At 54.9% G+C, this 19,886-nt stretch carries 15 protein-coding genes; 9 read left to right on the forward strand and 6 right to left on the reverse strand.

What is annotated here, in order from left to right:
• Positions 1-7: 7 nt before the first annotated feature.
• Positions 8-1,171: an FIST signal transduction protein gene (locus tag ABEA92_RS18515; protein ID WP_345685338.1), complete on the reverse strand. Its 1,164-nt coding sequence runs from the start codon at positions 1,169-1,171 to the stop codon at positions 8-10.
• A gap of 564 nt (positions 1,172-1,735) precedes the next feature.
• Between ABEA92_RS18515 and ABEA92_RS18520 the strand changes: the two genes are divergently transcribed.
• The 4 genes from ABEA92_RS18520 to ABEA92_RS18535 all read left to right on the forward strand — a co-directional run bounded on the left by ABEA92_RS18520 (position 1,736) and on the right by ABEA92_RS18535 (position 10,126).
• The gene (locus tag ABEA92_RS18520) at positions 1,736-4,876 is read left to right on the forward strand and encodes a DUF2309 domain-containing protein (RefSeq protein ID WP_345685339.1); all 3,141 of its coding nucleotides are present in this window, start codon (positions 1,736-1,738) and stop codon (positions 4,874-4,876) included.
• A 195-nt stretch (positions 4,877-5,071) separates the two neighbouring features.
• Positions 5,072-6,472, forward strand: coding sequence for a proton-conducting transporter transmembrane domain-containing protein (locus ABEA92_RS18525; RefSeq protein ID WP_345685340.1), 1,401 nt, complete (start codon positions 5,072-5,074; stop codon positions 6,470-6,472).
• On the forward strand, positions 6,472-8,004 hold the full coding sequence (locus ABEA92_RS18530) for a proton-conducting transporter transmembrane domain-containing protein (RefSeq protein ID WP_345685341.1): 1,533 nt from the start codon (positions 6,472-6,474) through the stop codon (positions 8,002-8,004). The genes ABEA92_RS18525 and ABEA92_RS18530 overlap by 1 nt, the downstream gene beginning before the upstream one ends.
• A gap of 79 nt (positions 8,005-8,083) precedes the next feature.
• Positions 8,084-10,126, forward strand: coding sequence for a SulP family inorganic anion transporter (locus ABEA92_RS18535; protein WP_345685342.1), 2,043 nt, complete (start codon positions 8,084-8,086; stop codon positions 10,124-10,126).
• A 5-nt stretch (positions 10,127-10,131) separates the two neighbouring features.
• Here ABEA92_RS18535 and ABEA92_RS18540 read toward each other — a convergent pair whose 3' ends face one another.
• Positions 10,132-10,281, reverse strand: a complete 150-nt coding sequence (locus ABEA92_RS18540; protein ID WP_345685343.1) for a hypothetical protein — start codon at positions 10,279-10,281, stop codon at positions 10,132-10,134.
• A 487-nt stretch (positions 10,282-10,768) separates the two neighbouring features.
• Between ABEA92_RS18540 and ABEA92_RS18545 the strand changes: the two genes are divergently transcribed.
• The 4 genes from ABEA92_RS18545 (at position 10,769) to ABEA92_RS18560 (ending at position 12,957) form a co-directional block, all read left to right on the forward strand.
• A complete protein-coding gene (locus ABEA92_RS18545; RefSeq protein WP_345685344.1) occupies positions 10,769-11,689 on the forward strand; it encodes a universal stress protein in 921 nt (306 codons plus the stop codon).
• Between the two features lies 1 nt (position 11,690).
• Complete coding sequence (locus ABEA92_RS18550; RefSeq protein ID WP_345685345.1) at positions 11,691-11,909, forward strand: hypothetical protein; 219 nt, start codon at positions 11,691-11,693, stop codon at positions 11,907-11,909.
• An 85-nt stretch (positions 11,910-11,994) separates the two neighbouring features.
• A complete protein-coding gene (locus ABEA92_RS18555) occupies positions 11,995-12,516 on the forward strand; it encodes a DUF1269 domain-containing protein (protein WP_345685346.1) in 522 nt (173 codons plus the stop codon).
• A gap of 207 nt (positions 12,517-12,723) precedes the next feature.
• Positions 12,724-12,957, forward strand: a complete 234-nt coding sequence (locus ABEA92_RS18560; RefSeq protein ID WP_345685347.1) for a hypothetical protein — start codon at positions 12,724-12,726, stop codon at positions 12,955-12,957.
• 73 nt (positions 12,958-13,030) lie between these two features.
• Here the strand turns inward: ABEA92_RS18560 and ABEA92_RS18565 are convergent, their stop codons facing one another.
• The 4 genes from ABEA92_RS18565 to kaiC all read right to left on the reverse strand — a co-directional run bounded on the left by ABEA92_RS18565 (position 13,031) and on the right by kaiC (position 18,078).
• Positions 13,031-15,484, reverse strand: a complete 2,454-nt coding sequence (locus tag ABEA92_RS18565; RefSeq protein ID WP_345685348.1) for a hybrid sensor histidine kinase/response regulator — start codon at positions 15,482-15,484, stop codon at positions 13,031-13,033.
• A gap of 6 nt (positions 15,485-15,490) precedes the next feature.
• Positions 15,491-15,835, reverse strand: a complete 345-nt coding sequence (locus tag ABEA92_RS18570) for a circadian clock KaiB family protein (protein WP_345685349.1) — start codon at positions 15,833-15,835, stop codon at positions 15,491-15,493.
• Positions 15,836-16,142: 307 nt separating this feature from the next.
• Positions 16,143-16,490, reverse strand: a complete 348-nt coding sequence (locus tag ABEA92_RS18575; RefSeq protein ID WP_345685350.1) for a circadian clock KaiB family protein — start codon at positions 16,488-16,490, stop codon at positions 16,143-16,145.
• 127 nt (positions 16,491-16,617) lie between these two features.
• Entirely contained in the window at positions 16,618-18,078 is a 1,461-nt protein-coding gene (gene kaiC / locus ABEA92_RS18580; RefSeq protein ID WP_345685351.1) for a circadian clock protein KaiC, read from the reverse strand.
• A gap of 597 nt (positions 18,079-18,675) precedes the next feature.
• Here kaiC and ABEA92_RS18585 point away from each other — a divergent pair.
• Positions 18,676-19,776 carry an endonuclease/exonuclease/phosphatase family protein gene (locus tag ABEA92_RS18585; protein ID WP_345685352.1) on the forward strand — a complete coding sequence of 367 codons (1,101 nt, stop codon included), beginning with the start codon at positions 18,676-18,678 and terminating at the stop codon, positions 19,774-19,776.
• Positions 19,777-19,886 lie beyond the last annotated feature (110 nt).

Raw genomic sequence — 19,886 nt, forward strand, 5'->3', positions numbered from 1 at the left:
ACTTCGCTCAAACCGGAAAGACGCAGACAACCGCCGTGCAGTTATGGAATCCGCTGAACTGTCCTTCCGCTCGTGCAATTTGGCCATACGTGTTGCAACCAACAAACTCGGTCCCCAAAGTCTCCTGCAACGCCTGTAATTCCAATCCAAATGCCTTGCCTAGCCGCAGCCGAGTCGCGGCACAGTCAAAAAAGAGTGCCACCGAGGGCTCGTGTCCTTTGATTTGGTCAAGTGCCGAGCGACATGCCGCACTCGCCGCTGCACTGGCGTCGTCGGCAGTGGTGCACATGATGCGAGCGGTGCTGCCGCGTGGCACTTCGGCGGCAAAGGCGATCGAATCGTCGCTTTGAATCTGCAGTGGGACGCGAAGCTTGTATCCGTCGGTGGTTTGAATCCCTAGAACGTTGTGCAGAAAGTAGGGCAATGGGGCGTTGCGGTCGAACGGCTGGGCGGTTGCGTTAGCGTGTTCGGCAAACACCTCCGCCGCCGTCGTGGAATTGAAACTGACCACATCGGTTGCTCGCGTTTCGGTGACGCGCAACAGCGACCCGGTGTCACGCCAACCGTGAGAGACGCCAATGCCAATGGGTTTGTTCGAAAGAATTTCGAGCGCCACCACGGCGTCCGACGCTACTTCCGTACCACAAAAAACGTGTGTCTTTTCAAACCGAGCATCGTCACCCGCACCGCCACCGACAAACCGGTATCCGCCACCGGTGGCGATCGTCAATTGATCCAAAAACTCTTCGACATGTCCAGCCAACGCGTCGGTCAACACCAATGCGGTACGGTAGCGATAATGATGTCGACGTTCGCGCTGCCACGATCCCGCTAATTGACGAGCGACCGCTTCGGAATCCTCACGGAGCCCGATCGCCATGTTTGCAGCGAATTCGATTTCGTCCGAACAGATCGCGACCGCACAGGCCGAACCATCGCTGTTGCCTTGGGAGGTGAATTCGCCTGACGACGAGCAACCGACTACGACGTGCGGATTACAAGTGCGCTGAAGTGCCGAAAGCAGTTCGGTGTAATTGTACTGAGGCGACGCGAACAAAATGACGGCATCCGGCTCAAGCCCTCCCAGCGAATTGCGAAGTTTTTCGCCAAGATCGCCGCCGGCGGCGATCGCGTCGGTCAGTTGGGTTCGTGCTACAGCAGATTGAGTCATAAACGATAAGAACGAGATGTTTGCGAAAAGGGCACAGCCCCTTATCTTACCGCCAACGAAAATAGGGGGCTAGTAACAGCCCGTCCGCAAACCTGGTTTCCGTTAGAAATGCGGCAAATCGCTGTGACACCCGCCTTGGGGCCTTTGCTCAGTCCCATCCACTTTCGCCCCAACCGAGTGGTTTTTATAGCGGAGCGGCGCGGGGGCCCGCCCGGTCAAAATCGAACGTTTGTCCGAAAGCGGACCAAGTGGGGCAGGCGGCTCTACATACAGCGGTGCGTACCCTGGCTGCAATTTCCTGCATAACGTCTGCAGTAATTTGCAGACGCGATGCTGCTGCGGTCGAGGAATCTGCTTACGAAATTTGCATCGAGGCAAAATCCGGGACCTGCTGCCCCATTTTTTCAAAAATGTTTTGGCGGCAAATCATGCACATTCATGCGTGGTCGACGTACCGCTGGCACTTCGATCTCGCGGCACGGCACGCGGCGTGCTCGGCTTCGCCTTGTGTCGCTTGTTTTGCGACCCATTGTTCTTTCCAACAAGCCCTTGAGGGTTGGTTTCATGCAAGATGTGTCAGCGGACGTCGGCTCGGATCACGATGTGCATGCCACGCCACGTTCGGACCGAGCATCTGCAATCTTGTCGGCGATCCAACATGCGGTGCACTACTTGCCGTCGCAGGGCCCGATCTCGGTGTTCGTGCACCATAACACACTGCATTCATTCGAAGAGATGCCGTTCGAAGAAGCGGTGATTCGAGGTGGAAAACTGTACGGTTGCGAACCGTATCTTTCGGAAGAACGATATCGAGACGAGATCAATTGCGGACGCATCTCGGTCGACGATCTTCGTCACGTGTTGATGGACGAATTGGACGAGGATGCGGACAATTTGGTCGCCAGCTTCGGGACGCGATACACGTTGCGATTGGCGATGTTGCAAATGACGCTGCACACGGCCCCCGATGCTGAATTGCGTTGGTTGCTTGCCGAAAGCGATTTGCTTCGGCGATTCAGCCGCGAGGTATCGCCACCGCGACGTGAGCAGGTGATTCAGCGAACCCGAAATTGGGTACTACGTAATCGCGAACACCATGCCGCAAATCCACGGGGCGAATCGCCGGCCACCGCGCTGCCCCAAATCGTCGAGGAAGTGATTAGCGATTGCGGAGGAAATGACCTGCACGCGTGGTCGGACAGTCAATGGGAAGCGTTTGTGCTGCAATTGATGTGGGCGGTTTGCCACCGCGGTGTCGAAGCCGCGGATCTTGATTCCGGCGTCGAACACGAGCCGGCCCGGTTGCGAGATATGCTGGTCGAGATCAGCGGCGATGACATCGACGTGATCGTCAACGAAGTGTTGATTCGGTTTTGCGGCGCGTTCCTTGATCAAGGGTTGGCCGATTGGTCGCTACCGGATCGTGAACTGGGGTTCGCCAAGGCGTTTGCATCGCTGTACCAGAATGCATTGACAATCAAACCGGTTTGGATGGAAGGCTTGCAACAGGTATTGGCTGCAATCCTCGAGAAACCGTTCGACCCGATCGATTCCATTGCTCAATCCTTGGACGCATTAGGAGTTCATGCGGACCAGATTGATGAAAAAATCGAGATGACACTTTTGTCGCTGCGTGGTTGGGCGGGGATGATCTGGCAGATGGAAGCCAATGCACCGTGGCTACCGAAACCGGCGGCCACCGGAACACTAAACGAGTATTTGGCAATTCGTCTGCTGTTAGAGCGACATGCGATTGCAGCTGTGGGCAAGCTGCGGTTTGGCACGAGCGAGATCGAACAGATTCATCGCATCGCCAGCGAGAAGTGGCAGCGAAAAGCCGGACCGTCCACCGAGCAGCGATGTTACTCGGTGTTTCAGCTAGCGCAAGCCGGTGGCTGGATTCCCGAGCAACTGATTGACATGTCCCAGCCGCAGTGGAAATGTTTGATTCGCGAGGTCGAATCGTTTTCGTCGGTCGAGCGTCGCCGCATCTTGCACCTTGCCTATGAACGGCACTACCACCTCGCCACACTCCATGCGGTGGCGACGCATTCGCAACGTGCTAGCGAGACAAACCAGACAACGCCGCCGACACCGGCCTACCTTGCAATCTTTTGTATCGATGACCGCGAAGAGTCATTTCGTCGTCATTTAGAAGAGGTCGATCCCGATTGCCAAACCGCGTCCGCGGCTGGATTCTTTGCAGTTGCGATGTATTACCAAGGGGCTGACCATGCCCATTTTCGACCACTGTGTCCGAACATCATCACCCCGAAACACTACGTGCTCGAAGAGCCGACCTTTTCGACGATCACGTCCAGCGAGCGGCGAGCGCATCGTCGTCGCCAAATCGGGCGGATGACGCATCAGGTGCACGCCAGCAGTCGCACGATGGTCGGCGGCTGGGTGACCGGCGTATTCGGAGCCGTCGCCACGTTCCCCATGGTCGCACGGATCTTGGCGCCCCGTTTGACCTCGCAGATTCGCAAATCCTTTGGCACCTTTGTGCGTCCCCCCGCCACCGAATTGCATCTTGAACGGATCACCGAGGAACCAGGGCCTGATGCGGATTCACTCGGCTACAGTCTGCAGGAGATGGCCGGGATCGTGGTTCGCATTTTGCAAGACATCGGGATGGTCCGCGATTTCCCGCCGATCATGTTGTTCTTTGGTCACGGCAGCAGCAGTTTAAACAATCCGCATGAGTCGGCTTACAATTGTGGTGCTTGCAGCGGAGGTCGCGGCGGTCCCAATGCACGTGCCTTTGCGATGATGGCCAATGACCCTCGCGTGCGTAAGTTGACTGCGGCCCAAGGCGTCGAAATCCCGGACGAGGTTCGTTTTGTCGGAGCGTATCACAATACATGCAACGACCACGTCGAGTATTACGACCTCGATTTGCTGCCCCGGACGCACCGCCCTCTTTTTCGCCGAATCGAGCAAAGCGTGAATGAAACGCGGGCACGCGTCGCCCACGAACGAGCGCGAAAATTTGAATCCGCGCCGCTGGATTTGACTCCGCGTGAAGCACTCGAACATGTGGAACAACGTGCCGAGGATCTGTCGCAAGCCCGTCCCGAATACAATCACGCCACCAATGCGTTGACGTTTGTCGGGCGTCGCCAATGGAGCCGCGGGTTGTTTTTGGACCGCCGTGCGTTTGTGACCTCGTATGATCCACGGATTGACGATGAACAGGCATCGATCTTGACTCGAATCTTGTCGGCGGCGATCCCCGTCTGTGCAGGTATCAATTTGGAATACTATTTTTCCACCGTCGACACCGAGGGGTATGGTTGCGGGTCCAAGTTGCCGCACAACGTCGCATCGATGATCGGGGTCATGACGGGGGCCGCCAGCGATTTGCGGCCGGGATTGTCGCAGCAGATGGTTGAAATTCATGAACCCATGCGAATGTTGTTTGTGATCGAGACCACTCCGGAAAAGATGGATCGAATCATCCAATCCAATCCTGGGATTGCACGGCTTGTCAAAGGCAACTGGATCAAACTGGCGCTGATTGATCCCGAAACCATGGCGATCACTCGCTATGTCGACGGGCAATACGAACCCTATCTGCCCGAGTCATCGTCGCTGCCGGAGGTCGAATCGTCGATCGATTGGTACCGCGGAAAACGCGGGACGCTTGGATTTGCCTCGGTCATCGACCCGGCATCGCGTCGAACGGACATCGCGGTTCCTTAAACATCTCGTTCCCTAAATGTCGCGAAGCTTGCCAATTGACAATCGGGCGATGCGTCCCCCAAAGCGGCCAAGTTCCACTTCGTTCACTTACTCTCATTCCACTTCACTCACAACCAATTTGCAAAGCTTCGTCTTGCTCAGCTCATTCCATCGCCATGTCACCTCCCACCACTCTGCACGCCACCAAGGGATTCGATGAACGTTACTGAAACGGTCTTCCAAACGCTTGGGACTGCCGTGGTCGCCAGCCCAACGATTCTGTTGGCCACCTTAGGATTGGCAGCGCTCATTGACCGACCATTCAGCGAGACCTCGGTTTCACGGTTGACCCAAGCGGCGGTGTTGTTTTCGTTGCTTCCGGCGATCGGCATCTTAGTGCTGATGTTGGCCGTGGGGACACGTTATGTGCCCGTTGAAATTGGGGATTGGGTCGCGATCGAAGATGTCGATCTCGATTTCCACTTTCACCTGAAGTTTGTTTTTGACCGGCTTAGCATCCCGTTTCTGATCCTGTCGTGTGTGTTGTGTGGCGTCGTCGGAGCGTTCACGCGACGCTATTTGCATCGCGAACAGGGCTACGGACGCTTCTTTCTGTACTACGCCGTGTTCTATTGCGGAATGGTGATTTCATCGTTGGCAGGCACGATCGAAACGTTGTTTGTCGGCTGGGAAATGGTCGGGTTATCCTCGGCATTGTTAGTCGCCTACTTTCATGAACGCGAGAACCCGGTCCGCAACGGACAACGGGTATGGTCGATCTACCGATTGTCGGACGCTGCGTTTTTGATTGCCGCGATCACGATGCATCACATGACAGGACAGGGTGATTTTGGCGGTTTGATGAGCTCGGGAGTATGGCCCGAAGGAACTGCCGCAGTAAGTTCAGGACAAGCCTTGCTGGTCGGCACGTTGATGCTGATTGCGGCTGCTGGCAAATCCGCGTTGTTTCCGTTTTCGGGTTGGTTGCCGCGAGCGATGGAAGGCCCCACCCCATCAAGTGCGATTTTCTACGGTGCATTGTCTGTGCATCTGGGCGTCTATTTGTTGTTGCGGATGAGTCCCTTGCTGGAAGCGTCGCTGACCCTTCAGTTGATGGTGATCACGCTAGGTGCCGTTTCGGCGGTTTGTGGCGCGTTGATGTCACGCGTGCAAAGTGACATCAAAGTCTCGTTGGCGTACGCCTCGTTGACTCAGGTGGGGATCATCGTGATGGAAATCGGGCTTGGATTCCGCTATTTGGCGTTGATCCACATCATCGGACACGCCTCGCTTCGCACCATGCAATTGCTTCGTGCTCCCACGCTATTACGCGATTACAACGAGCTCGAAAATGCGATTGGCGCCCGGATCACCCAGCGGCAATCGGGATGGACGCGGATGTTGCCGCCGAGCGTACACCGCTGGGCTTATCGTTTCGGTTTTGATCGTGGGTTCATGGACATCGCACTCGACAAATTTGTCGTCCGTCCCTTTCTCGCCTTGTTTTTGTTTTTCGATTCGCTTGAACGCCAAGTCACCGACTGGCTTTCCAAAGAAGCGTCGCGTGAATCGGACGATGCCGCCTTGCACCCCGAAGAATCGCAGAGGGTCGCGTGATGCCAGAGTTACGTTTTCCATGGATCGAAGTTTCGATCCTCGTGCCACTGTTCGGAGCCGTTTGGGTTCATTTGCTAGGCAATTCAGAACGGTCGCTTCGTCACTGTGTGGTTATCTGCGCCGCGACGTTCGCGTTGACGGTCGGCGAGTTGATTGATTTTGTATCGCTGGGGGCATTTGAGGCGCATGACCATTGGCTGTTCTTGGATTGGTTGTTCAACCGGGACATTTTTGTGGTCGATGAGCTCAGTGCGTACCAGTTAGCATTGGTCGCGTTGATTTTCCTGGTCACCGTGTTATCGACACTGCGTACCAAGGCACCTCGATTTTCGCTCAAGCTGGCCCTGATTTCTGAATCATTGATGCTGGCCACGTTCAGTTGTCGCGAGTCTTGGACATTGATCTTGTTGTTGGTGGCCTCGACGATCCCGCCGTATTTGGAACTACGCAAACGCGAACGATGCACCCGAATCTATCGAATCCATATGGGCGCGTTTGTCGCCATGTTGGTCATCGGTTGGGCTTGGATGTCGATGATCGACGTGCACTCATCCGCGGTGTTCGTCCCCGGAGCGTTTTTGACGACGGCATGTCTGCTGCGAGCGGGGATTTTCCCGTTGCATCTTTGGATGACCGATCTTTTTGAAAAAGGCACCTTTGGCACTGCGATTTTGTTTACGACTCCGTTGGTCGGTGCGTATGCGGTGATGCGATTGATTCTGCCGATTGCCCCGTCATGGGCGATGCAAAGTATCGCGGTGCTGTCACTGTTTACGGCGGTCTATGCCGGGGGCATGGCATTGGTCCAACGCGAAGCACGCCGCATGTTTTGCTACTTGCTGCTAAGCCAATCGTCGTTGGTGTTGGTGGGCCTCGAATTGGTCACCCCGATCGGATTGACTGGTGCGCTGTGTTTGTGGGTTTCAGTCGGAATGTCATTGACCGGTTTTGGAATCACCCTGCGGTGCATCGAGGCACGCATTTCACGAATTTCACTAGCCGATTTCCATGGGCTCTATCAACAGATGCCCATTTTGTCTGGGTTCTTTTTGCTAACCGGGTTAGCTTCGATCGGGTTCCCCGCGACAGTGGGCTTTGTTGGCATGGAATTGTTGATCGAAGGGGCGGTCGACGTCTATCCGTTCGTTGGATCGATGGTGGTAATCGCCGCGGCACTCAATGGCATCGCCGTCCTGTTTGCCTACTTTCGGATCTTCACCGGACGTCACAATCGCACGCTGATCCCGATGCATGCTCGGCCCGCAGAAAAGTTTGCCGTCTTGGTGCTCAGCGTGCTGATCCTTGGCGGCGGTTTGTATCCACAACCGGGGGTGGCGTCACGGTATCACGCGGCAAAAGAGTTAACACGGCAACGGCAAAACAACCCGATGACTGTCGATCCCGAGTATGCCGCAGCACCGGAGATGACGGACGAAAACGCGGCTGAAAATCAGTCCGACGATTCGATTACCCGAGTGGACCGTCCACTGGATCCGCCTCCGGTTTCGCTGGCGAAACAGCCTCGTCACTAGCATCGCAGCGAAACGCTGTGATTCCTTGTCCCTCATTCACTTTCATTAATAACAAAACACTGCATCAGGAACGCTTTTCATGAGCAATGAAGCACCGATTCAACGAGAAGTCCCTCGAGGAAATCTTGACGGGTTCAAGAGATACTTTAAAGACGACATTGTCTCGGGGCTGCTTGTCTTTTTGATCGCACTACCGCTTTGTTTGGTGATCTCGATCGCGAGTGGGTTCCCTCCGATCGCCGGCATCTTTACCGCGATCGTGGGCTCGGTCATCGCCACGATGTTCAGCGATTCGGAATTGACGATCAAGGGGCCCGCGGCTGGCTTGATCGTGATTGTGCTGGGATGTGTGGAATCGTTCGGCGGAGATGGTTCATCCATCGGCGGTTGGGGAGCAAACGATGTCGCGGCCTATCGGGCGGCATTGGCGGTCGGGGTGGTTGCCGCGCTCCTACAGATCTTCTTCGGCATTTTTCGAGCGGGGATTCTCGGTGAATTCTTTCCAATCTCGGCGGTTCATGGCATGTTGGCCGCGATCGGCGTGATCATCATTGCCAAACAGATTCCGGTGGCACTGGGCGTCAGTGCGTCGGGGACTCCGATCGAGATGCTGGGGAAAATCCCCGAGTTCATCGCATCGGCGAACCCGGCTATCGCGGCGATCGGGCTGACCAGCGTGCTGATCATGTTTATCTGGCCAATGGTCCGCACCAAGACCGCGTGGACCAAGCTGTTGCCGTCGCCGTTGATTGTGTTGCTTGTCGCGATTCCGATGGGAATGGCGTTCGACTTGATGCACAAGCACTCTTACACGCTACAAAACCACGAATACCAGCTCGGCGAACAGTACCTTGTCGAGATGCCCAAGCATGTTTTCGGGATGTTCGATCAGCTGACGACTCCCGATTTCACGGCGCTTGCCCAACCGAAGGCTTGGAGTTGGGTGTTCATGTTTTTTGTGATCGGTAGCCTTGAATCGTTGTTGAGTGCCAAAGCAGTCGATTTGCTGGATCCATGGAAACGCAAAACGAACATGGATCGCGACGTGATCGCGGTTGGCATTGGCAATGTGTGTGCGTCGATGATTGGTGGATTGCCAATGATCTCCGAGATCGTTCGTAGTAAGGCCAATATCGATAACGGAGCCCGCACGCGATTCGCCAACTTTTGGCATGGCATGTTCCTGCTGGTCTGCGTTGCCTTTATCCCAATGGTGTTGCATCGCATTCCCGTAGCCGCACTGGCGGCGATGCTGATTTATACCGGTTTCCGCTTGGCGCATCCTCAAGAATTCATGAATGTGTGGCGAATCGGACGCGAGCAACTTGTGATTTTTTCAGTGACGTTGGTCGCGGTGCTTGCCACCGACTTGTTGATCGGCATTGCGATTGGGATCGCGACAAAGATTGTCATGCATCTATCCAACGGGGTGCCGTTGAACACGTTGATCAAACCTCAGATTGAACTGCTTGACGATGATGGTCAAACCGTTCGTTTGGTGGCCTACAAATCGGCGGTGTTTAGCAACTGGATTCCGATTCGACGTCAAATCGAACGTCTCGGATTGTTGGAACGCAAGAACGTCGAACTCGATCTGTCCGAAACACAACTGGTCGACCACAGCGTGATGGACAAGCTGCACGAGATGGAGGCCGATTTCGAACAGCAAGGCTTGGTGTTCAACGTCACCGGATTGGATGCTCATGAACCGGTCGCGGGCCATGCTCAATCGGCACGTCGCCGCCGGGTTTCGAAGATCCAGCGATTGACGGTGATCGCGGCACCCGAGTTACAAACGACGCTTGAGAACCAATTCATTCGTTTGGGTGCGTCTGGTTTCACGTCCATACCATGCGTCGGCGCCGGCCGCAGCGACGTTCAATCGGGTGAAGTGGTGCGAAAACCGCAAGTTCGCATCGAAGTCATTGCTCCGCCCGCGGCGTGTAACGAAATGATCGAGGTAATTCGTCGCGAATTTCAGCCGCAGCATAAGATGACGTTCTGTTTAGAAACGGTGCTGGTGGCACGGACCGATGCGTTTACAACAAATCGCGTATTGGAAAACGATGAGTCAGCGGACCGTGAAAACGCCATTGAACCGCAAGCACAACCTCAGTCGTAAGCGTGCTATTTACGAGAGTCACGTTCGTCACGTGAATTTTTATCGCGTGGATGCCGGTCGACGATCGACAACAGCAGCATGATGCCGACGGTGACTGCGATCACAAACATCGCAAATTGGCCGAACTTCAATACCTGGTCTAACGCATCTTGCATGGGGAGTGTCCAGTGGGAAGGGAAAGCGTCTGCGTTAGAGGGCCAAGATCCCTAACCGATGGGGCGATTCAATTCGGAAAAATAAACCATTCGCCATTCAAATCGCAAGCAAACGGTGGCAAAGCAGTGGTGGTTTATTCTAGCAACTCGCCGAACACGCACCAATAGATCCGTTGCCAGCCCAACCGTGTCGTCGCGGCCGGCAATCCGGACACCGTGTCGCCCCACCGATGTAACCTACGTTGGGTACCACACGCGGCGTCAGCAGCCCGGCTGCCGCGAATAATACGCTCGAAATTGGCCGGTTGGCTTGCGCCGTTCCGCTACAAAAACCACCTGATTGGCGTTTCGCTCGACGGCATCGGGGGCATCCCCCCTCGGGTGCGAAGGGCATGCCAGACAGTGCAATGCGGAGGATGCGGAAAACGGAAAATCTTTGCTAGTTTGATGTGATTGCGGTAGGATCAAGGATGTAAGGAGCAATCTAATGAAGAACATTGTTCTTGCGATTGACGGTTCCAAGAGCGCAGCAGTGGCAGCCCGCTTTCTGGCACACCTGCCTCACCGCGACAAGGTGGATCTGACCGTGGTAACGGTGATCGAGATTCCGTCGATCGATCGCGCCTATCCCATGTCCGAGTGGATGCTAAAGTCCATCGAGCGTGAGCGTGCATACGCACACGAGTGTTTCGCGATGGTGCAAGCCATGTTCGAAGGCGCGAACGTGAATTTGCGGCACGAAATTCGCGAAGGCGACCGCGGCGTTGCCATCGTGCATGTCGCCTCGGAAATCGCAGCCGACTTGGTGGTCGTTGGCGCGCGCGGACACTCGGTGGTGGGCCGCTTATTGCTCGGCAGCACAAGTGAGTTTGTCGCAACCCATGCGCACTGTAGCGTACTCGTCGTGCGGCCTCGCGGCGTCGATGATCCCGATCGCCCACTACGGATTGCGATCGGTTACGAAGAAACGGCGTCGGCGCAGGCGGCGCTGGAAGAGTTTGTCGAAACGGGTTGGGGACGGCTAACGGACGTGGATCTCGTCTCCGTGATCCCCTTTGCCAGCCGGATTGCATTTCAAATCGAACGCGACCCCAGTTCCGCCAAAGAATTGGCGTCGGCCGCAAACCGATCGGCACTGAAACAATTGCACGTGAAGGTCCCGCAAGCAAAACCGCACTTGATCGAAAGCGATCATGTTAGTGAGGGGCTGGTCACGTTCGTAGAAAACCACCAAAGCGACCTGTTGATTGTCGGCGAAACACCCCGCAATTTTTTAGGCCGTGCCTTGATGGGTAATGTCACTCGCTATGTCGTTCGGCACGCGCCGTGCAGCGTGTGGATCACTCGCAACCGCGTCATTCGTGGACTCGGTTTCGAATCGGCAGAGCCTTACCAAGAAAGGGCGTAAAATGAGCAGAGCTATTAACGAGGGGCAATCGATGTTAGGTGCTAAAAAACCGGTCAATGACGACGATGACAGTGGTGTCCCGCCGAGTGAACGCGGAAAGGAAGAGCAGATGACGATGGACCGACGTCGACCGAGCTTTGCCTTTGGAATCGTCGCGGCAACCTACTTTGTCATCTTGCTGCTGTTTCTATTGGTAGCAGCGCTGTTCCTGATGCGTTGATTTGAACCAATGAATCCGTTTGCGGCTCCGAAATTTTGACCCTTTGAACCCGCGATAGGCCGGGACCTTTACGAGGACGACAACCATGAATGCGGAATGTTTAGTCGCGGTGTATGATTCGCTTGAAAAAGCAGAGGTTGGTGTGGAAGTACTCGAGAAATTCGACTTCGCTCCCGATGCGGTCTCCCTGGTTTGGCGAGGCCACGAAGAGGCTCTCGAAAATCTGGATTGGGAACGGGGCGCCACGATCGCCCGTGACGTCGCCGCGTCGATGGGATTAGGGGCGGTGATCAGTAGCGCGGTGGCATTGCCGTTGTCGATCGCCACGTTGATGGTGCCGGTGGTTGTCACCGGACCATTGGTGGCATTGGTGGGCGGCGCTACCGTTGGCGGGCTGCTTGGCGAAACGCGGCACTGGGGTATCCATCACCACTCGGCAAAAAATCTTGAGAAAATGATTGCCGATGGGTCTGTGTTGGTGATCGTCACCAGCACTCCCGCTCGAATCGAAGAAGCGCTGCAAGGTTTGAAAACGACCCATCCTCAGCACCTTGAGCGTTTTGCGTTCCAACGCGCGATCAAATCCCCACCAACCACAACGACTTAGGCTACCGTGACGTCGTCGATGTTTCGGTCGCCAGACGTCAGCACTGCAAAAATCGCGGCTCGAATCTTCACGCAATTTTCGCCGAATTGCTGGTCGTATCGCGTGATCTCTTCCCCGAAATTGATGAGATCAACTCCGCTGGCTCACCAAGGCGGATCTACTCAATGAGCCGGCGAACTATTGCGAACGACTTTTCAGGAGAATCCCATGATCCAATCTCGTTTCTTTCAGCGTTGTCCGGTTTGCGGCCGAGGAATGCTGATCCCGATTGAGTATCTCGGAGGCGAGGTCGCATGTGCCCAGTGTTCGGCCCATTTTAGCGCCACTGACCAGGTCAACAGAGACTCAACGCCACCCGAACCGGTGCGATCGAGCAGGCCCTGCACGCGTTTCCAAACCGGAAACGACATGGTGACGTTTCCGGTGACGCACACTCACTAATGACGTTGCCGCGGCGGCAGGGGGTGTGGGTTGCCGCAGGTGGCACCGCGAGCGTTATTTGCAAGACATCGAATTAGCTATACGAGCGGAGCAATCGCTGCACCACCTTGATGTCCACCGGTTTGACGATGTGCTCGTCAAACCCCGACTCGATGGCGTTTTGTCGATCAGCGTCTTGTCCGAAACCGGTCAACGCGACCAGCCGAACGTTTCGCAATGCATCGGTCTGGCGAATCTTTTGCGCCAACTCGTGCCCGTTCATATTTGGCATCGAAATGTCCGAAAACACGATGTCGGGGGAATACTCGATTGCTTTGCGATAGCCATCTTCGCCGTCGGTGGCTTCGACCACCGCGTGCCCCATCTTTTTTAACATGCGAGAGAGCACGTAGCGGATACCGCGTGCGTCATCGACGACGAGGATGCGGTATTTCTGTGCGTCGCCGTTTTCACTCGCGGGTTCAGCCGGATCGGTTTCGTCGGCGGGGACATAGTCCACTAACAATGGCAGTTTGACGATGAACCGGCAGCCTTGGTTGACCCCCGGCGACTCGGCAACGATGGTGCCACGGTGCAAATCGACCAACGTTTTGGCCAGTGACAACCCGATGCCCAGACCGGATTGACCGCGTTCTTTCGAGACATCGACTTGTTCGAACATCTCAAAGATCTTGTGCAATGATGACGCTTCTAGCCCGATCCCGTTGTCACGCACGCTGATCCAAGCTTCGTCGCCGACTTTTTCAACACTCAACCAAATCTCGCCCGCTGCAGGCGTGTATTTCGCTGCGTTGTTAAGCAAATTGACGATCACTTGTGTCAAACGCGCCGAGTCGCCGTTGACAAACAACGCTTGCTCGAGCGTTTGAACATGCAATGTCTGTTTTGAATCATCGATAAAGGGTGCCGCCGATTCGAGTGCGACGGCGACGACGTCGCGTAAATCGACGATGGTCGTGCGAAGTTTGATCTTGCCACGGCTGATTCGCGATACGTCCAATAGATCGTCAATCAGCCGCACCATTTGATCGGCTTGTCGATCAACCAACGCACTGAGTTCACGCAGTTGTTCGGGGTCCTCGTCGACCGCCTGCATCATTTGCGCGGCGGCCTTGATCGGGGCGAGCGGGTTTCGCAACTCGTGAGCCAAGGTTGCCAAAAATTGGTCTTTGCGTCGATCCGCCTCTTCTAGACTCTCGGCAATCGAACGCAGATTACGCTCACTTTCCCGAAGCGATTCCTCGGCCAAACGTTGGGCGGTAACATCAATCACCACACCCGGCATGCGAACGGCGCGACCATTTTCATCTCGGTCCACTCGCCCACGTGCGACCACGTAGCGGACCGGACGCCCAAGGACACTGATGCGATAGCTCACCTCCAACCGGTCGCCGCTCTCCATCGTGGTGCGGATGGTTTCGCTGACGGTTCCGCGGTCATCGGGATGAATTTTTTCAATGTAAGTGGACAAAGGGCGATCAACCGCATCATCAGGATCAAGACCGAAGATACGCGCAAGGTTCGCGTCGGCTGAAACCGTTTGCGAGATCAAATCAAATTCCCATGTGCCAATCTCGGCGGCATGCAGAGTCGATTCTAATCGCGAACGAGCGTGCTTCAATTGAATTTCCGCAGCACGCTGTTTGGTGATGTCCGTAAACAGACTTGCGACTCGGTGGCTATCTGCATCGCCTAAGCGAAACGCATACACATTGAACCAACGTGATAGTTTTTCCGCAACGTTGACGAACCGTTTAGGGATACCGCTTCGTGCCACCTCACTATAGATCTGCATCCAATCGTCTTCGATATCGGGAACCATTTCTCGGATCGTGCGACCGAGTGCGTTACTAAGCCCCGATTGCTTTTCAAACGCGGGATTGACCTCAACAAAACGGTAATCGCAACATCGTCCTTGTTCGTCATAGATCATCTCGAGAACGCAAAAACCTTCGTCGATCGATTGAAATAGGGTGCGATAGCGTTCCTCGTTGATCCGCAGTTGTTCGGTCGTTTCTCGCAATCGCTCGTGCGAATGCTGGCTGGTCAAATCGGTGATCAAGACTCCGATTGCCACCCCGCTTTCGGGATCCAACGCATTGAACGTCAAGATGACTGGAATGCGAGTCCCGTCGGATGCGACCAATTCTGCTTCGGTTTGTGCCGACGATGTACGACCGCTGTCTAGTAACGTCGTAAAACTTTGCGAATCCTCGAGCACGACGAAATCGGCTAACGAGGTGCCGATCATGCGATGATGCGGAAAGTTCAATAGCTCTGAAAACCGGCGGTTGCAGTAAGCAATCTCGCCTCGATCGGTCAACGTGACCGCCCCCTGTTGCATCTGCTCGACCAGCAACCGGTACGGGCGATCCGCTCCCTCGAGTGTGTAGATCCGCTGGGTTCCACCTTCGGTGACGACAAACGCGTCCACCTCGCCTCCGCGAATCGCCTCGATCGTGTTTTCGGCTTCCAGCAGGCGTCGGCGGAGCTCGTCAATCTGTGCTTGCAATGGGACATTATCCATCTGAGCTTAGTCCGATCCTGCGATGCCCAGCGAGCTCAATACTCTTGTGCGATCCGATAGTTCCCCAATCAATCGGGTCACGGGGGGGGGACTTGTTTTAACCAGTGTTGGTGAAGCGATGATTTGGTCTTGGCTGGCCAAAGAGGGATGTTGATAGATATCGATGATCTCAAGATCGTGTCGATCTTGCAAGTATTCAGTACAAATCGATGTCATCTGAGCAATCGCGCGAAGCGATCGGGGCGTCATTCCCGTCACATACAATCGCAAGACGTAATGTGGCGCGCCGGCATCTGCACCTTCATCCCAGTCGGGCACAGGTGATCGCTGATCGTTCAATCTGTTGTCCATCCGCTCACTTTACAAATGACTCAAGTCAAATTGGCGTCATACCAATTTCCATCTACTGCGATCTCGCCGTTGCCCCCCGAATCAGAACACTTTTAACCGCATCAAACGACGAAACATGAAAAGCGGAATCTTGGGAACTTTGTCGCAAATTCCAAAGCCGAACGCCCCGGTTGTGATCGTTGGCTCGTTTTTCGACACGGTGGCGTGTGCCACCGCGAACCTACGGCCAGAACGAACCTTTCGCCAACAGGGAGGCACGTGGTGCACCTTTCCCCCTTGCTTTAGCTGCCAAAAACGAACGAAATCTTTAACCGTCACCCGCTAAGGGCAGCGGCCGCAGCTGCAATCCGACCAAGGCTTTTTCCGTATTTCGCAAATCGCCAACGAGCCGACATAGAGGCTCGGGCAATTTTCGTACCACTGTCGGGACAGCGACGATATGATCGCCAGCTGCGAGTTGAGGTTTCTCGACGAGGTCGATGACCTCGATGCTGTAGCGGCCTTTGAGATGTTCCTCGCAGATCCGCTTGAGATTGTGAAACGCAGTGACCGATTTTTGCGTTTTCCCTGCAACGTAGAGCCTTAGTTCCCACCGTTCGGCCGCCTCGCCGGTGGCTGGGTCGAGACATTGCAGTTGTGATTCAATCGATTCCATAGAGCGATCCCGTTAGGGCAAAGTTAAAGAAAAGTTGCGAGGTGTTTTGAAAAGAGATTCGTAGATGGGACTGCGGGGGGATCGTTCGACCACGCCACGCTTGTAAAGGAACACGACTCGGACCAAATCACTCGCTTTTCAGGGGACCGTCGGACAACGTAATCCCATCATCGGTAATTTCGAACGATCGCAGACGGCGTGAATGAGCCATCCCTCTCGATTTTAACACGTGCAACACTCGATGACGTTCACAATCTGCCTCGACGTCTCGCAACAGCAACCATGTGTCCACCAGCGACGAGATATCCAAACTCGTCTGCTCGAGCGCCGCATCACCACCGCTTAGGTTGGTCAAAAAGGCGGTGACTCGTTGCGTTTTCAAGAAATCGATCAATCGCGTCGCCATGGAATTGGCGTCAAAGAAGGTGCCGCCTCGCTCCATGCTGCTGATGGGATCGACGACCACCACGCTGGGTTTGAAGTGCCGCACCATTTTGTAAAAGTGAACCAAATGCTGTTCGATCCCGCTCGAGGTCGCTCGGATCGAATGCAGCTTCAGCAGGCGATTGTTGATAAAGGGAGCCAAGTCGATCCCAATTGAACGCATATTGCGCACGATTTGATCGGGCGACTCCTCCATCGCGATGTACAAAACTCGCTCGTCTCGCAGACAAGCCGCATGCGTTACATGGGCCGCGAGCGACGTTTTCCCACTGCCGGCCGTCCCCGAAACCAAAACGCTGCTTCCGCGATAAAAGCCTTTACCCCCAAGCATTTGATCGATGGCGTCGACGCCTGTGGAGACCCGTTCTGCTGAAACGGTGTGGTTTAGCGAAATCGACGACAACGGCATCACGACAAAGCCTTCGTCGTCAATCACGAACGGATACTCGTCGGTCCCGTGAGCCGTCCCGCGGTATTTGACCACTCGCATCCGTCGGGTCGAAATCTGGTCAATGATCCGGTGGTCAAGCATCACCACACAATCGGAGACGTATTCTTCGAGCCCGTGTCGTGTCAATTGACCGTCGCCCCGTTCCCCGGTGATGACCGCTGTCACTCCTTTTTCTTTGAGCCAGCGGAATAGACGCCGCAATTCCGAGCGGACAATCGCGAGATTTGAAAGTCCGCTAAAAAGTGTTTCAATTGTGTCCAAAACAACGCGTTTGGCACCGATCGAATCAATGGCATAACCCAACCGAATGAACAATCCTTCGAGATCGTATTCGCCGTTCTCTTCGATTTCATTTCGTTCGATGCGAACGTGGTCGACAACCAACATTTTATTTCGCATCAGCTTGGGCAGATTGAAGCCTAACGAACTGACATTGGCAATCAACTCGTCCTCGGACTCCTCAAACGAGACAAACACGCCTGGTTCGTCAAACTGGGTCGCACCACGAACGAGGAACTCCATCCCAAACAGAGACTTGCCACAACCGGCACTGCCACACACCAATGTGGGGCGTCCGGCTGGTAATCCGCCCGAAGTGATCTCATCGAACCCAAGGATTCCGGTCATTACTTTTTGTAGCGAGGTGGATTCGCTTGCCATCGTTGGGTTGGCACAATTCGCTTCGTCGCTCATGACGCGTCTTCACTCGGTAGTTCAATTTGAAATCGGCCGCTTCTTACTCAGCGAAGAAGCAACGATGTTCTTTCGATTCTAAGTTCGCCGCCCCCGTTCAACTAGGCGGCATTTGATGTGGAAATCAGTCATCGCGTCCAGCGTCGCAATCGCCTCACCGACGCCCTTCAGTGTAGCGCCAACTCGGCCAATGCCAGGCTTTCTCGGTTTGGCAACGACAGTGCAAAACGCAGCTTGCCACGGTGCGCCGTGGCAAGCTGACTTGGTAGTCAAGAAACGTCGAATTCGCGAGGATTTCCTGACTTTCGCCAATCGAAAGCAATTGATGTGCCAAAAGCAAGCGGATTGCTTGGCCGGCGAAGGCACAGCAAGGTTCGAATTTGCGAGTCATCGCTGCTGTCTTGTAACGATTCCTCGCAAAAGCAAGCGTCTCGCGATGAAATCGTCAAATAAGTCGTCCGTCGCAGCAGTGAGAGCCAGAGCCCGATCAATGATGTCCGGCTAAATGGCGTGTGTTTTCAATCTCGTGGCAACACGCCCGGATGTCGGTACAGGATTCGCTCGATAAGGAAACCGCGATTCTCAAAGGCCCTTTTTATGATCACCACCACTATCACCATCGTTTGCATCACCGTAATGGCTGCGTTAGTAGCCGGATCGCTGCTGAATGTCAGCTCGCATCCACATTGGTTTATTCGCGGCTGGGATTTTCCTCGCAGCCAAATCGTAGTACTGAGCTTGGTCATCACGGCGATCTACTTTGGAAACCGAGCGGCAACCGGCGTGATTGGGACGCCCATGGACATCGCGGTCGCAACCGCCTGCGTGTTTTTGTCGGTGTGGCATGGAATCCGTATTTTCCCCTACACCGCCATCGCCCCCCGTCAATCGTTGCCGACGGAGCATCACAACGACGACCGCTCGATTCGGTTGGTCGTTTCGAATTTGTTACAAGACAACCAGAAACATGATCTGTGGCTGACCACGATCCGTGATGCCAACCCGGATATTGTCGTAGCCTTGGAAGTCAATCAACGATGGGCCGACGCAATCGAAACGCTGTCCGATTTGTATCCGCATCGGATTACATGTCCACAAGAAAATTGTTACGGCATGGTTCTGGCGTCGCGGTATGAGATCTCCTCGCACCACATCCGGCATCTCGTGCAATCGGATATTCCATCGATTGACGCGATCATCAAAATAGCGTCGGGCGAACAGATTCGAGTGGTCGGAGTGCATCCACGTCCTCCCGAGCCGGTTCGCGACCAAGACTCAGTGCCTCGTGATGCCGAACTGTTACTGCATGCCGAAGAGCTGCGTGAAGAGACAATGCCGGTCATTGTCGGAGGCGATTTGAACGACGTCGCATGGTCGAGAACGACACGACTGTTCTTGCAAATCAGTAACCTTCTAGACCCTCGACGCGGGCGTGGCTTTTTCAATACGTTCCACGCCCAACATGTTTGGTTCCGATTTCCGCTGGACCATGTTTTTCATTCACGACACTTCACCGTACGTGAAATTCGTCGGTTACCCGAAGTCGGATCGGACCATTTTCCAATCCTAATTGAGTTGCAGTTGGAGCCCGAGAAGAAGTCCGAGCAACCTGCAATGACCGACACGCAGGAAGACCACGAAGAGGCAGAGGAATTGATCGATCGAGCCCGGCACGACGAATCGTCGACGGCGATGTGAGCGTTTGATTACCAACCCTGGGACCATCACGAAGTAAAGATTTTAACCCCGCTTTGTGTCCCACGGTATGGCAATTGCCGGGAAAGGGGCCAGCAAACCACTGTCGCCTG

This window comes from Novipirellula caenicola, from assembly GCF_039545035.1.
Taxonomy (GTDB): domain Bacteria; phylum Planctomycetota; class Planctomycetia; order Pirellulales; family Pirellulaceae; genus Novipirellula; species Novipirellula caenicola.

Bases quoted from the DNA above. Each gene is read 5' to 3' on its own strand.
- ABEA92_RS18585 (WP_345685352.1), top strand. From the start codon at position 18,676: ATGATCACCACCACTATCACCATCGTTTGCATCACCGTAATGGCTGCG.
- ABEA92_RS18540 (WP_345685343.1), bottom strand. From the start codon at position 10,281: ATGCAAGATGCGTTAGACCAGGTATTGAAGTTCGGCCAATTTGCGATG.
- ABEA92_RS18565 (WP_345685348.1), bottom strand. From the start codon at position 15,484: ATGGATAATGTCCCATTGCAAGCACAGATTGACGAGCTCCGCCGACGC.
- ABEA92_RS18520 (WP_345685339.1), top strand. From the start codon at position 1,736: ATGCAAGATGTGTCAGCGGACGTCGGCTCGGATCACGATGTGCATGCC.
- ABEA92_RS18550 (WP_345685345.1), top strand. From the start codon at position 11,691: ATGAGCAGAGCTATTAACGAGGGGCAATCGATGTTAGGTGCTAAAAAA.
- kaiC (WP_345685351.1), bottom strand. From the start codon at position 18,078: ATGAGCGACGAAGCGAATTGTGCCAACCCAACGATGGCAAGCGAATCC.
- ABEA92_RS18515 (WP_345685338.1), bottom strand. From the start codon at position 1,171: ATGACTCAATCTGCTGTAGCACGAACCCAACTGACCGACGCGATCGCC.
- ABEA92_RS18525 (WP_345685340.1), top strand. From the start codon at position 5,072: ATGAACGTTACTGAAACGGTCTTCCAAACGCTTGGGACTGCCGTGGTC.
- ABEA92_RS18535 (WP_345685342.1), top strand. From the start codon at position 8,084: ATGAGCAATGAAGCACCGATTCAACGAGAAGTCCCTCGAGGAAATCTT.
- ABEA92_RS18570 (WP_345685349.1), bottom strand. From the start codon at position 15,835: ATGGACAACAGATTGAACGATCAGCGATCACCTGTGCCCGACTGGGAT.
- ABEA92_RS18545 (WP_345685344.1), top strand. From the start codon at position 10,769: ATGAAGAACATTGTTCTTGCGATTGACGGTTCCAAGAGCGCAGCAGTG.
- ABEA92_RS18530 (WP_345685341.1), top strand. From the start codon at position 6,472: ATGCCAGAGTTACGTTTTCCATGGATCGAAGTTTCGATCCTCGTGCCA.
- ABEA92_RS18555 (WP_345685346.1), top strand. From the start codon at position 11,995: ATGAATGCGGAATGTTTAGTCGCGGTGTATGATTCGCTTGAAAAAGCA.
- ABEA92_RS18560 (WP_345685347.1), top strand. From the start codon at position 12,724: ATGATCCAATCTCGTTTCTTTCAGCGTTGTCCGGTTTGCGGCCGAGGA.
- ABEA92_RS18575 (WP_345685350.1), bottom strand. From the start codon at position 16,490: ATGGAATCGATTGAATCACAACTGCAATGTCTCGACCCAGCCACCGGC.